The sequence below is a fragment of the Rhodococcus sp. WS1 genome (assembly GCF_003797745.1).
In the GTDB taxonomy this organism is placed as follows: domain Bacteria; phylum Actinomycetota; class Actinomycetes; order Mycobacteriales; family Mycobacteriaceae; genus Rhodococcus_F; species Rhodococcus_F erythropolis.
Window position 1 is genome coordinate 423,106 of the sequence record NZ_RKLZ01000003.1, and the last position, 12,447, is coordinate 435,552.

Annotated in this window: 16 protein-coding genes; 9 read left to right on the forward strand and 7 right to left on the reverse strand. The window is 62.7% G+C overall.

Translation table 11 applies throughout. The annotated features are described in order from the left end of the window. Positions 1-46: 46 nt before the first annotated feature. Positions 47-1,408 (reverse strand): NAD(P)-binding domain-containing protein, encoded by a 1,362-nt coding sequence (locus tag EEB12_RS27130; RefSeq protein WP_141488840.1) that lies wholly within the window; start codon positions 1,406-1,408, stop codon positions 47-49. Between the two features lie 95 nt (positions 1,409-1,503). On the opposite strand from EEB12_RS27130, the gene EEB12_RS27135 reads away from it, so the two are divergent. The 4 genes from EEB12_RS27135 to EEB12_RS27150 all read left to right on the forward strand — a co-directional run bounded on the left by EEB12_RS27135 (position 1,504) and on the right by EEB12_RS27150 (position 4,349). Then, on the forward strand, positions 1,504-2,388 hold the full coding sequence (locus EEB12_RS27135; protein WP_069146869.1) for a helix-turn-helix domain-containing GNAT family N-acetyltransferase: 885 nt from the start codon (positions 1,504-1,506) through the stop codon (positions 2,386-2,388). 64 nt (positions 2,389-2,452) lie between these two features. Continuing rightward, on the forward strand, positions 2,453-2,839 hold the full coding sequence (locus tag EEB12_RS27140; RefSeq protein WP_042952095.1) for an ArsR/SmtB family transcription factor: 387 nt from the start codon (positions 2,453-2,455) through the stop codon (positions 2,837-2,839). Continuing rightward, a complete protein-coding gene (gene arsB / locus EEB12_RS27145; protein ID WP_141488841.1) occupies positions 2,836-3,939 on the forward strand; it encodes an ACR3 family arsenite efflux transporter in 1,104 nt (367 codons plus the stop codon). Before EEB12_RS27140 ends, arsB begins: the two co-directional genes overlap by 4 nt. Continuing rightward, complete coding sequence (locus tag EEB12_RS27150; protein WP_021333708.1) at positions 3,936-4,349, forward strand: arsenate reductase ArsC; 414 nt, start codon at positions 3,936-3,938, stop codon at positions 4,347-4,349. The genes arsB and EEB12_RS27150 overlap by 4 nt, the downstream gene beginning before the upstream one ends. Positions 4,350-4,370: 21 nt before the next feature. Here EEB12_RS27150 and EEB12_RS30935 read toward each other — a convergent pair whose 3' ends face one another. From EEB12_RS30935 to EEB12_RS27160, 3 genes are read right to left on the reverse strand one after another with little or no spacing between them, the layout of a single operon-like run. Next, the gene (locus EEB12_RS30935; protein ID WP_007733137.1) at positions 4,371-4,502 is read right to left on the reverse strand and encodes a hypothetical protein; all 132 of its coding nucleotides are present in this window, start codon (positions 4,500-4,502) and stop codon (positions 4,371-4,373) included. Further along, positions 4,499-5,089, reverse strand: a complete 591-nt coding sequence (locus EEB12_RS27155; RefSeq protein ID WP_019748842.1) for a TetR/AcrR family transcriptional regulator — start codon at positions 5,087-5,089, stop codon at positions 4,499-4,501. Before EEB12_RS27155 ends, EEB12_RS30935 begins: the two co-directional genes overlap by 4 nt. A 40-nt stretch (positions 5,090-5,129) precedes the next feature. Then, positions 5,130-7,016 carry an MFS transporter gene (locus EEB12_RS27160; RefSeq protein ID WP_141488842.1) on the reverse strand — a complete coding sequence of 629 codons (1,887 nt, stop codon included), beginning with the start codon at positions 7,014-7,016 and terminating at the stop codon, positions 5,130-5,132. 178 nt (positions 7,017-7,194) lie between these two features. Between EEB12_RS27160 and EEB12_RS27165 the strand changes: the two genes are divergently transcribed. The 3 genes from EEB12_RS27165 to EEB12_RS27175 are packed head-to-tail and all read left to right on the forward strand — an operon-like array spanning position 7,195 to position 8,484. Then, positions 7,195-7,389: a DUF1918 domain-containing protein gene (locus tag EEB12_RS27165; RefSeq protein ID WP_003941743.1), complete on the forward strand. Its 195-nt coding sequence runs from the start codon at positions 7,195-7,197 to the stop codon at positions 7,387-7,389. Between the two features lie 57 nt (positions 7,390-7,446). Beyond that, a complete protein-coding gene (locus EEB12_RS27170; protein ID WP_141488843.1) occupies positions 7,447-8,070 on the forward strand; it encodes a TetR/AcrR family transcriptional regulator in 624 nt (207 codons plus the stop codon). 57 nt (positions 8,071-8,127) lie between these two features. Next, the gene (locus EEB12_RS27175) at positions 8,128-8,484 is read left to right on the forward strand and encodes a PLD nuclease N-terminal domain-containing protein (RefSeq protein ID WP_070386481.1); all 357 of its coding nucleotides are present in this window, start codon (positions 8,128-8,130) and stop codon (positions 8,482-8,484) included. Between the two features lies 1 nt (position 8,485). Here the strand turns inward: EEB12_RS27175 and EEB12_RS27180 are convergent, their stop codons facing one another. Beyond that, positions 8,486-9,376 (reverse strand): LysR family transcriptional regulator, encoded by an 891-nt coding sequence (locus tag EEB12_RS27180; protein ID WP_070386480.1) that lies wholly within the window; start codon positions 9,374-9,376, stop codon positions 8,486-8,488. A gap of 83 nt (positions 9,377-9,459) precedes the next feature. Between EEB12_RS27180 and EEB12_RS27185 the strand changes: the two genes are divergently transcribed. Beyond that, on the forward strand, positions 9,460-10,356 hold the full coding sequence (locus tag EEB12_RS27185) for an EamA family transporter (RefSeq protein ID WP_019748836.1): 897 nt from the start codon (positions 9,460-9,462) through the stop codon (positions 10,354-10,356). 34 nt (positions 10,357-10,390) lie between these two features. Here EEB12_RS27185 and EEB12_RS27190 read toward each other — a convergent pair whose 3' ends face one another. Beyond that, positions 10,391-10,984: a TetR/AcrR family transcriptional regulator gene (locus EEB12_RS27190; protein ID WP_141488844.1), complete on the reverse strand. Its 594-nt coding sequence runs from the start codon at positions 10,982-10,984 to the stop codon at positions 10,391-10,393. A gap of 55 nt (positions 10,985-11,039) precedes the next feature. Between EEB12_RS27190 and EEB12_RS27195 the strand changes: the two genes are divergently transcribed. Beyond that, the gene (locus tag EEB12_RS27195) at positions 11,040-11,459 is read left to right on the forward strand and encodes a PaaI family thioesterase (RefSeq protein WP_020908051.1); all 420 of its coding nucleotides are present in this window, start codon (positions 11,040-11,042) and stop codon (positions 11,457-11,459) included. A 6-nt stretch (positions 11,460-11,465) separates the two neighbouring features. Here EEB12_RS27195 and EEB12_RS27200 read toward each other — a convergent pair whose 3' ends face one another. Continuing rightward, positions 11,466-12,395 (reverse strand): NADP-dependent oxidoreductase, encoded by a 930-nt coding sequence (locus EEB12_RS27200; protein ID WP_046378693.1) that lies wholly within the window; start codon positions 12,393-12,395, stop codon positions 11,466-11,468. Positions 12,396-12,447: the final 52 nt, after the last annotated feature.

The window sequence follows — 12,447 nt, forward strand, 5'->3', positions numbered from 1 at the left end:
CGGATGTGGCAGCCCGGCGGGGTGGATCCGTCGTCATGGACTGTTTCTAGCCGCGGGTGTTGCCAGACGGAGCGGACAACGTGATCAGTTCCGGAGTGGGTGCGCCGCAGCATCCGCCCTCGGCTTCCCCGCCTTCGGCTTCCGCTGCGTCAGCTTCGTCGAAAACACCTGCACCGCCGCAGACTCCGGTCTCCGGAAGGATCAGCTCGACGCGGGCTGCCGCTTCGTGATCGCCGGCGAGTTCGGCGGCGATGCTGCGAACCTGCTCGTAGCCGGTCATCGCCAGGAAGGTGGGTGCCCGGCCGTAGCTTTTCATTCCTGCCAAGTACACGCCTGGCTCCGGATGGCGAAGCTCCTTCGCGCCATGCGGGTACACCGTGCCGCACGAGTGGACGTTCGGGTCGATCAGTGGAGCCAACTCGACCGGTGCTTGTAAGACCGGGTCGAGGCCGAGTCGAATTTCCGAAAGCCAGGAAAGATCGGGGCGGAATCCGGTCAGCGTTATGACGTTGTCCACGTTCTCGATGCGATCACCGGCATCGGAGGCAAGTACGAGTTGTCCCGAAGGGGTTGTTGTCACCTCTGCGGTGCGGAAGCCGGTGACCACTCTCAGTAGTCCGTCCTCGACGGCCTTCTTTGCGCGCAGTCCCAGGGCGCCGCGCGCGGGCAGTTCGTCAGCTTCGCCGCCACCGAACGCTGAGCCGACGTTTCCTCGGCGGACCGCCCAGATGATGCGGGTGCTCGGAGCCTGCTCCGCCAACCCCGACAGCGCAACGATCGCCGTCAGCGCAGAGTGGCCGCTCCCCGCGATGACCGTGTGTTTTCCGGCAAACTGTGCACGCACCGCCGGATCGTCGAGATCAGGAACCCGGTACCTGATCGCAGTGCCCACAGCGCCCTCGCCGAGGGCGGGAAGACCTTCACCGCCGAGCGGGTTGGGAGTACCCCAGGTGCCGGATGCGTCGACAACCGCCTGGGCGAACACGCGGTCCTCGGTTCCGTCACGGCGGCGCAGATGAATCGAGAGGGGTTCGGTATCGCGGCCGGCGTCGACGACCAGGTCACGTCCGCGTCGGGCTACGCCGATCACTTCGGTGTCGAACTGGATGGCGTCGCCGAGTGTTGAGGCGAGTGGCCCGAGGTAGAGGTCGCGCCATTGCCGGCCGGTCGGGTACGTCTCAGCGGCGGGAGAGCGCCATCCATTCTGCTCGAGGAGTCGCTGCGCGGCGGGGGAGACGAGTTCGGACCACCGGGAGAACAGTCGAACGTGATTCCACTCGGAGATCGCAGCACCGGCTGTGCTTCCGCGCTCGTAGACAAGGGGTGTGAGTCCGCGTTCGCGCAGTTCTGCTGCGGCTGCCAGGCCGATCGGGCCGGCCCCGATCACGACAACGGGTAGGGGGTTCATCTCGTACCTTTCATCGACGATTATCGATCTTAGTGGAACTGTATCGACAATCATCAATGTAGGCAACCATCGACAGCTGTCGATATAGTGGAGAGATGACATCGCTGCAGACTCCGACGGTGCGCGTCGGTGATTCGGACCCGGATCAAATTGGTTCTTCCGTCCTCGCGCAGGGCGATGCCGATACCTACGCGCAGTGGTTCGCCTGCCTTGCCGAGCCGATGCGCGTCCGATTGCTTCACCGGGTGGCGAGCGCGGTCGGTGGTATTACCGTCGGAGCGCTCGCCGAAGCGTTGGGGATCGGACAACCGACGGTGTCGCACCACCTGCGCAAGCTCGCCGATGTGGGTTTTGTGACCATGCGTAAGGAGGGGACGAGCACGGTCGTCGCGGTGAATCCGACGTGTTGCGTTGCCTTGCCGCAGGCGGCGGACGTGGTGATGGGAGTCCTTGCTCCGCGTCCTTGCTGCCCGAGTGATCTGCCCGACGATGTCTCTGTCCGGGCCATGATCGACGACGACTGGGATGCGGTTCGCCGTATTTACGGCGAGGGAATCGACACCCGAAATGCCACCTTTGCTACTGAGGTCCCCTCGCGTGAGCATCTCCACGAACGGTGGCTGTCGAAGCATCGGTGGGTCGCGACTATCGAGGGTGTTGTTGTCGGTTGGGCTGCGTTGAGTCCAGTTTCCGAGCGTGACTGCTACCGCGGGGTGGCGGAAAACTCCGTGTACGTCGCGGGCGGAATGCGTGGTCGGGGTGTCGGAAAGGCGTTGTTGCGCAAGCAAGTCATGGCCGCTGATGTCGACGACCTCTGGACACTGCAGACGTCGATATTTCCCGAGAATCGCGCCTCCATCTCGCTGCATCATTCGGCCGGGTTCAGAACTATCGGTCTCCGCGAGAAGATTGCCCAGCTCGACGGTGTGTGGCGTGACACTGTTCTGCTCGAACGACGTGCGGTGACCGCCGAGGGGTGAGTCCGGGATCCGGCCGACCGGGCACTCGATTGCGCGTTGATTCGATATCTGTCAATATCGAAGAATGTCGAATCAAGAGCCACCGGAGTCCGAGGCTTGCTGCACCCCGCTCGTCCGTGAACCGCTGACCGAGGATTGGGCCGGCGACCTGTCGCGGATGTTCAAAGCTCTCGGCGATCCGGTTCGCCTCCGCTTGCTCAGCTTGGTGGCAAGTCACGAGGGTGGTGAAGCCTGCGTCTGCGACATCTCCGACTCGTTCGATCTGTCTCAGCCGACTATCTCGCATCATCTCAAGGTGTTGCGTCAGGCCGGGCTGCTTGACTGTGAACGTCGCGGGACCTGGGTGTACTACTGGGTGATTCCTACTGCACTGCAACAGCTTTCCGCCGTTCTACTGGTTGAAGGTACGAGCGTGAGTGTCGCGGACGCATGCGCAGAGGTCAGCGCATGAGCAACACCGCTGTCACCACCGAACACCCCGCAGTCGTCGGAAAACTCTCCACCCTCGACCGCTATCTGGCGGTCTGGATCGGCGTGGCCATGGTCGTCGGCCTGCTGGTTGGACGCTGGATCCCCGGTGTGAACACTGCCCTGGACAAGGTGCAGATCGACGGCATCTCGTTACCGATCGCCCTCGGCCTGCTGATCATGATGTACCCGGTGTTGGCGAAAGTTCGCTACGACCGCCTCGACACAGTCACCGGGGACAAGAAACTCCTCGCAGGCTCCCTGTTCCTGAACTGGGTTCTCGGCCCGGCGCTGATGTTCGCCCTCGCCTGGCTGTTTCTGCCTGACCTGCCGGAATACCGAACCGGTTTGATCATCGTCGGTCTCGCTCGCTGTATCGCGATGGTGATCATCTGGAACGACCTGGCCTGCGGAGACCGCGAAGCCGCCGCGGTGCTGGTCGCCATCAACTCGGTGTTTCAGGTGATCATGTTCGCCGTGCTCGGTTGGTTCTACCTCTCGGTCCTGCCCGGGTGGCTCGGCCTCGAACAGACCACCATCGACACCTCGCCCTGGCAGATCGCGAAATCGGTCCTGATCTTCCTCGGTATCCCGCTGCTGGCAGGTTTTCTGTCCCGCTTCTTCGGTGAACGCGCCAAAGGCCGCGACTGGTACGACAACAAGTTCATCCCCAAGATCAGCCCCTGGGCGCTCTACGGTCTGCTGTTCACCATCGTCGTGCTCTTCTCGATGCAGGGCGAACAGATCACCTCCCAGCCTTGGGATGTCGTCCGGATCGCGCTGCCCTTGCTCGCGTACTTCGCGCTCATGTGGGGCGGAGGCTACATCCTCGGCGCCGCAATCGGATTGGGCTATGAACGCACGACGACCCTGGCGTTCACCGCAGCGGGCAACAACTTCGAACTCGCGATCGCCGTAGCCATCGCCACCTACGGCGCCACCTCGGGGCAAGCTCTTGCCGGTGTTGTCGGCCCGCTGATCGAGGTACCGGTGCTCGTCGGGCTGGTCTATGTCTCCCTTGCTCTACGCAAACGCTTTGCAGTCGAAGAGGTTTCATCCAGTCGAGAAAGAGCGAGGTCATGAGCAAACCATCGGTGTTGTTCGTCTGCGTCCACAATGCCGGCCGATCTCAGATGGCCGCGGGATTCCTGAGCCATCTCGCAGGCGACGCCATCGAGGTCCGTTCCGCCGGATCCGCACCCGCCGAGACCGTCAATTCGGCAGCGGTCGAGGCGATGGCAGAGCACGGTATCGATATCTCAGCTCAGTCTCCGAAGATCCTCACCGTTGACGCCGTCCAGGATTCGGATGTCGTCATCACCATGGGCTGCGGCGACACGTGCCCGATCTTCCCCGGCAAGAGCTACCGAGACTGGGTTCTCGACGATCCGGCCGGACAGGGCCTCGAAGCGGTTCGCCCGATCCGTGACGAAATCGAGCGTCGCGTTCAAGCCTTGATCGCTGAACTCACCACTGCCGCGAAGTCTCCCTGACCGATCGGGGAATCGACAGGATCATTCGCCCGCGGGCTCGATGTGTTCGGCACCGAGGACCGAGAGTCGGTATTCCTGTGCGTCCTGCTCGGTTTCGAAATCTTTCTCTTCGAGGAGGTTTCGATCGGCGTCGAGGTATCGGTAGGTAGTCATTCCTCCACCGTGCCACTGATGTCCGATTCGTGCTCGGATACCGGTTCGATTTCGTCGACGACTGTTTGAATCAGACTTCCGTAGCGCCGGATCAGGTCCTTCGACGACAACGAATCCTCACCGAGGAGTTCGAGCGTCCGCATGCCGGTGGCAAGTCCGAGCAACAGTGAGACGACGACCTGGCTGCGAACCAAACCGGGCTCGGTGTCGCCGATGCGTCGTGCGATCCCGTGAACGTATCGTTCCTTGATCTCTGCCCGGGCGGCGTCCGGATCTGGCGCCTCGTGAACGTGTACTGCGAGCATTGCCCACGGATCGGTTTCGTCGGATTCTCTACGAGCGACAAGTTTCTCGACCAGTTGACAGCCGATGTTTCCGGTGGCGTCGGCATTGGGATCCTCGTCCATCGGAGGTGCGGACGGGATCGCAGCCGAATACAACCGAGCTTTGCTGCCGTAGATCTTCATGACCAGGGCAGGGGAGTAACCGGCTGCGACCGCGATGTCCTTGATGGTCGTCGATGCGTAACCTCGTTCCGCGAACAAGGCTTTCGCTGCTGTGAGGATGCTGGCTTCACCGCTGCTCATGCCGCTCGCCTCGATACCCGATTGCCATGCGTTTGGTTGCTCATACTGTCGTCAACGGCTCGGCATCGACGGGTACGTCGAAGTCGACGACGGTGGATGCGACGAATTCGCCGGTCGGTTTCGTGAGTGTGACGACGGTTCCCGAGGTTGTTCGGCCGTCGACTCCGACCTTGCCGGAGATGGTGAGGCGGTCACCGAGTTCGACGGTGTGCGTCGATTGCGCGCTGTCGAAAGCGATCACCTGCGACCGAGGGGACCAGCCGTCGGCACTCGTCACCACCAAGTACCGTCCGGGCCGGGGTAGTGCGAGGGAGAAGTTGCCCTCGTTGTCGGCGCGACTCCAGTCGATCGGTCGCCCCTCCATGTCCATCACGGTGACAACAGCCTGCCGGATCGGTCGGCTGTCGGCTCGGACCACCCGACCGGCAACCACAATTTCCGTTTCGGACACGGCGGCGTCGGGAAGCTCGAACCCTTCCGGGGTCACCGGGCGAAGCGCCGTTTCCGGTTTTGCGCCGCGGCGAGGAATGAACGCAGCGGCAGCGGCAGCAGCCACGGCGGCGAGGGCGGCCAGCCAGAAGATGTTCTTGAAGGCGTCGATCGACGGAAGGCCCTCGCCCGGCCCGGACGGGATGACCATCGAGGTGAGCATGGCGGCAACCACTGCGCTGGATGTGGACGTACCGACTGAGCGGAGCAGCGAATTGAGGCCGTTTGCGGACGCGGTTTCGGTGATCGGAACCGATCGCATGATCAGCATCGGCATCGCGGAGTAGGCGATTGCAGTTCCGATGCTGACCACCGCCGCGCTGATGATGATCAGTGCTATCGAGCCGGTCAGGAACACGCGCGCGATGTAGGCGAGCGCGAGCACAGTGCCGCCGACGATCAGGGTGATCTTGGCTCCGAATCGTTTCGTGATGTTCGCGGAGACGGGAGCGAAGAAGACCATCGCGAGGCCTGCCGGAATCATGCACAGTCCGGCCGCCATCACTCCCAGTTCGAAGCCGTAGCCGGAGATCTTCGGCATCTGGAGTTGTTGAGTGGTGGAGAGGTTGTTCGCATACATCGAGAAGCCGACGAGGATCGAGGCGACGTTGGTCAGGAGAACGGGCCGCTTGGCCGACGTTCGCAAGTCGACCATCGGCTGGGTGACGCGAAGTTCGTACGGGAACCACAGTGCGAGCGTCACGATTCCGATGACGAACATGAGCAATGTCAGTTCGCTCGTCCATCCCCAACGGGCGCCCTTGGAGATGGCGAGGAGGATCGCCGTGAGTGCTGTCGAGAGCATGACCGCGCCGAGGAAGTCGAATTTGCCGCGGGTGCGAACACTCGATTCCGGGACGACGGCGGCTACCGCGATGATCAACAGGACGCCCACGATTGCCGAGAGCCAGAAGATGGCGGGCCAGCCTAGATGCTCGAAGATCAACCCGGACAGGGGGAGCCCGAGTGCGCTGCCGATTCCGAGAGTGGCACTCATCAAGGCTGTTGCCGACGCCACCTTCTCCTTGGGCAGTTCGTCGCGCATGATGCTGATTCCGACGGGGATCATCGAGATCGCGAAACCCTGGAGACCACGTCCGATCAGCAGGGCGACAAAGTTGCCGCCGATCGCCGCGACCAGTGATCCGACCACGATCATCGTCATCGAGATCAGCATCATGCGTCGTTTTCCGAACATGTCCGCCAGGCGGGAGACGATCGGAGTGGCGACGGCGCTCGTGAGGAGTGTGACGGTGACGAGCCAGGAGGCGTCGTCAGCGCTGACGCCGAGGATTTTCGGGAAATCTGGCAACAACGGAATGACCATCGTTTGCTGCAGCGCGACCACGGTGCCGGAAAGACAGAGAATTGCGGTGATGAGCCGACTTGAACGGCGAGTGGTCGGAGACGAGTGCAATGCCAAGAGACGGTCCTTCACGCGGCGGTGGTGAACGGTAATTCACCCATGAGTGAACCACTGTTCACCCCTCGTTGTCACCTTCGGTGAATATGCGATTCCTCACGACGGCAACCCGCCCAGGGTTTCCAAGTCGGTATCGCGGGAACAACGTCAGTGGTTGGTCTGCGCCCGCGCGAGCGGGCAGCGAGGAGGAGTGATGCATGCCGAAGTGGGTGACCGTCTCCATGTCCAGGGGCGCGTGGTTGGGCAGGCGGAGGTAACTGCCGAGGTCCTCGAAGTCCACGGGGAGGACGGAGGGCCGCCCTATCTGGTCAGGTACGACAACGGGCACGAGGCGTTGGTGTTTCCCGGTAGCGACGGCTGGATAGATCACCCCGGAAAAGGCTCCTGAACTGCACGATTCTTTCCATGCATGGCCGTTGCATCGAATGCGGCTAAAGTGTGCGCAATGGAGGGCAGACGCCAGTACTACTCCCGCGTGCGTGAAGCTTCCGCACAGCGAACGCGTGAACTCATTCGTGATGCGGCGACGACCTTGTTTGTCCGAGACGGATACGTCAGTGCCACCGTCAAACAGATTGCCGACTCGGCCGGCGTCGCCAATCGGACGGTGTTCACAGCCTTCCCGGGCGGGAAGCTCGAGATCTTCGAAGCGGCCCTCGCCGCGGCGCTCGATGCCGACGAGGTTCCACTCGGCGCGCCGAACCTGGCCTCGGACCCCGATGACGTTCGCCGGATCGTCTCCCAGATCGTGGCACAGGGCATCGGACTGCTCGAACGTGCCGGCGCTCTGATGATGGTCGCGGTCGAATCGTCAGGTGCGGATGCCGACATGCGGCGACTGTCCGAGGAATCGTCGGATCAGTCGGCCGTCAATGCGATGTCGATAGCCGAGGGTCTGTCCGAGCACGGATTGTTGAGGCCCGAGATTTCGCTCGAGAAAGCCGCGGGCATACTTGCCGCTTTCGTCTCGCCTCAGCTTCATCAGCAATTGCGTCGGGTTAGTGGATGGGATGTCGATGCATACCGAGGATGGCTCGAGTTCAACATTCGCCAGAATCTAATGTACTAATCGGTCTGTTTTCGTTAGCATGGCGAGGGTTTTTTATTCTCGGGAGGAATCGCCAGCGTGCCCTATGCCTTGTTCGGCCTCATCACGATGTTGCTGTGGATTTTCTGCATCGTCGACGCCATCACGAGAGATGACGCCTACATCCAGTACCTACCCAAGGTCGTCTGGATTCTGATCATCATCTTCCTTCCCACCTTGGGGTCCGTTCTGTGGCTGGTGGTCGGGCGCGGACAGAACGCGCCCCGCGGTTACGTCGGCCCAACCGGTTACGGCGAGTACGAGCGTCCGGGACGCGCCGTTGCGCAGGATCCGGCGGCGGACGAAGCATTCTTGCGTCAGTGCCGCGAACGGGCGGAAGAGCAGCGTCGAATTGCCAAGCAGCAGCGCCACGACGGCGACGCTGATCGGATTTGAGTTATCGGTAGGCCGTGAGGCGGTCCAGCACGAGCCGAAGCGGCGGCCACGACGATCGGCCGCGACGCGTCACCGCATAGGCGGTGAGGATGACAGGCGGATCGGTCAGCGGCACGACGCGTACGCCTTCGCGGGTCTTGCGTTCGAGTGGCATCAGCCCCACGCCGTAACCACTGAGGATCAAGAGTTCGACCAAGTCGAGACTGTCGATCTGGTGAGTGATCCGAGGGGTGAATCCAGCCAGTGACGCGAGGGTTCGCACGGCCCGCTCGTCGGCTGTATTTCGCGAGTTCACTATCCATGGTGTGTCTGCGAAGGCGCGAAGATCGATCCCGGATTTCGTGGATTCGTCGGGTGTGTGGGCGTTGTCGGGAACGCATAATCCCCACGGCGTCGACCAGAGCGGTAGTGCTTCGAGTAACGAGCTCGGGGATGCGGGGGCGAGGTTGTAGTCGTACGTCAGCGCGAGGTCCAGGTCGTCTCGTTCGAGTAGGGCAAAAGCCTCGGCCGGTTCGTACTCGCAGATCACCACGTCTACCTGTGGATGGCTGTGTTGCAGGCTCAGGGCGACGGGGAGCATCGCGGTTCTGACGGCAGTAGCGAATCCGCCGACTCTCAGTGTCCCCTCCGGTTCGGCGGTCGGATCGAGGTCCAGGCGAGCTGCATCCACGGCTGCCAGGATGGTGACGGCATGATCGGCGAGTCGTTGACCGGCAGGTGTGAGGCGAACGCGTCGGCCTTCCGGTTCGATCAATGCAGTACCGGTTTCCGCGGTCAAAGCCGCGAGCTGTTGGGACACTGTCGATGTCGTGAGGTTGTGAGCTTCGGCGACCGCGCGCATGGAACCCAAGCGGGAGAGTTCGAGGAGGAGATGGAGTCGACGGGTTTCCATCGTTCGATCATTCACTAATCGTGAACATAATGTAGGTCAAAATCGCGTGGACACGAACGGTTGGCGTCCCGTTCAATTCAGCTATGGATACGAAAGCGCGGGCCGGAGTGGGCCTGGCTGTTCTGGCGATGTTGTGCGTGCAGCTCGGGCTCGCCGTGTCGGTGGGTCTGATCGATCAGCTCGGAGCAGACGGAGCAGCGTGGATACGTCTCGCCTGGGCGGGCATCATTCTTCTGATCATCGTCAGGCCCCGTCCCTCCGCGTTCACTCGCAAAGCGTTTCTGGCCTGCGTGGTCCTGGGTGTGGTCACCGCCGGCATGACGCTGTTGTTCATGGCGGCCGTCGAGCGTCTTCCTCTGGGAACGGCAAGCGCGCTGGAGTTCTTGGGTCCGCTGACGGTTGCTTTGCTCCGGGGGCGTGGCCGCGTTCTGTGGCCGGTTCTGGCAGGCGTGGGCGTAGTCCTTCTCACCGAACCGTGGGCAGGGACAGTCGATCTGGTCGGTGTGGCGTACGCACTTGGCGCGGCGCTCTGCTGGGCGATGTACATACTGCTCACCCAGCGGGTCGGCGACGAGGTTGCCGGTATCAACGGGCTGGCGGTGTCGATGGCGGTTGCCGGGTTGGCCGCGACAATTGCCGTGGGCCACTCGGCCATTGGGCGGCTGACCCCGCACCTGGTTCTCGTGGGCCTCGGACTTGCGATCTTGCTGCCCGTCGTGCCGTTCGTTCTGGAGATGGTCTCGCTACGGCGGCTGTCGACGGCAGCATTCGGCACGCTGATGAGTCTCGAACCCGCATTCGCGCAGCTCATCGGTCTTGTTGTGTTGCAACAAGTTCCGAGTGTTCTGGCAGTGGCAGGTATCGCATGCGTCGTCGTTGCGGGGATCGGCGCGACCCGCGGTGGTGCTCGGGGTGGTGGCGGGAAGCCGGCAGGCCCACCCTCCGATTCCGAGCGAACGTACCTTTCGGCGCCCTCATGAGACCGAGAGTGCCGTTCGCTCAGGGCATGTCAGCTCAGTGCACGGCTGCCGCAGCGATTGCTCCGGCGAACACATCGGCGACCTCGCCGAGGGAATCGAGGATCGGCTGACCTGATCGTTCGACGCGAGCCCGCACCAGCGAACCCTCGAGTGCGGACACTGCCAGGACGGCAAGCCGTTCCGCTCGAGTGCGTGCGACACCGGACTCGATCAGTGGGTCGCGCAGTAGCGAAGTCCACTGTCGGTAGACCGCCTGTCCTGCGGCTGTCACGCTCTCCGAATCGGGGGCAAGTTCCAACAACACCGTCGTGATCGGCGAGCCTTCGTGGAAGTCCGAATCGCTCACCCATCCAGCGAGCAGCCGCGCATACTCGCGCAGCAGTGCTCCGGCGTCCGGGTGGTTGTCGGCGAGTTCGGTCAGAGTGTCGGTGACCAACTGCCCGCCGACGCGGACGACCTCTTCACCGATCTGCTCTTTGCCGCCGGGAAAGTAGTGGTAGAGCGAACCTTTCGGGGCGCCACTCGACTTGAGGATCTCGTTGAGCCCCGTAGCCGCATACCCCTGGCGGCGAAACAGATCGGCTGCAGCTCGTACCAGTGCTTCGCGGTGTTTCGGGGGAGTCGCCACGAGTTGGAGCTTAAACACCCCAGCGATCCACCACAATCTATGTAGACTGGTCTACATGGAAAATTCGGAAATGCTGGAACAGTTGCGCGCAGTCAACGCCTCGGCGGCCTTCAACCGGTGGGCCGGATTCGAAGTGACGGAGGCCGAACCAGGACGTGTCTGCCTGCGGCTCGAATGGCGTGAGGATCTCGGCCAGTACTCGGGACACTTGCACGCTGCGCTTGTGGCGGGACTTATCGACACTGCGTGCGGATTTGCTGCCTTTACACAGGTAGGTGTCGTGGCGGCGTCCAACTGCGCGGTCAATTTCGTGAGCCCGGGAGTCGGAACGGCATTCGTCGCCACGGCACGCTCGGTCAAGGCTGGGCGCAAGCAGGTGTTCGTCACTGCCGAGGTACATGCCGAACGCGAAGGCGAATCCGTGCTCGTCGCGTTCGGCACTACCCTCTTGGTTCCACTCGCCGTTCAGGCTTAGGGAACCTCAGGGAATGAGGATGAACTTCCCGGCGGGATGAGAACTCTGCAACTCGGTGTGAGCGAGTGCGACGTCTGCGAGCGGGAAGGTCTTGGCGATCTTCACGGTGAGGTGTCCGGACCCGGCTTGTTCGACCAGTTCGGAGCGAGCCTTCAAACGTGCTTCGGCACTTGCCGGATTGCCTCCGCCGACAGACTCGAAGCCGTCGGTCTGGGCGCGTCCGAACGCGACGATGGTGACGATACGGCTCTTGTCGGTGACCAACGCCAGAGATGTATCGACGGCTTCGTCAGTTCCGGCGGTGTCGAAAGCGGCGTCGACACCGTTCGGTGCGAGTTCACGAACGCGGGCTTCGAGGCCCTCGCCGTAGAGCACCGGCGTGGCGCCGAGCGAGCGCACGTAGTCCTGATTCGATGCTCCCGCAGTGCCGATCACGGTGGCACCGCGTGCTGCGGCGAGCTGAACCGCAATAGCGCCGACGCCACCGGACGCGCCGTGGATGAGGACGGTGTCCCCGGAGCCGACGCGAATGGTGTCGAGGGCGTCGACTGCAGTTCCGCCGACGAGAAGGAGTCCGGCCGCCTGTTCCCAGCTGATGCCGGCGGGCTTCGCGGTGATCGAGGAGACCGGCACGACTACCTGTTCGGCGTAAAGACCGTTGCCGGGGCTGACGATCACTTCGTCGCCGACTGCAACACCGGTAACGCCGTCGCCGACCGCCGAGACGACGCCCGCTGCCTCGCCGCCGAGGCGGATCGGAAGTTTCTCGGGATCAGTGCCGAAAGCACCGCTGTAGAGCTTGAAGTCGAAGGGATTGACGCCGATCGCCTTCACGTCGACCAGGACTTCGCCTGATTTCGGTGCCGGTAAATCGATGTCCACCAGCTCCAGGACCTCGGGCGTGCCGTACGTCTGCGCTACAACAGTTTTGGTCATGTCTCGCGCAACCGTCCTCGGGGAAGCGATATTCCCCGAGGACGGGAAAAAC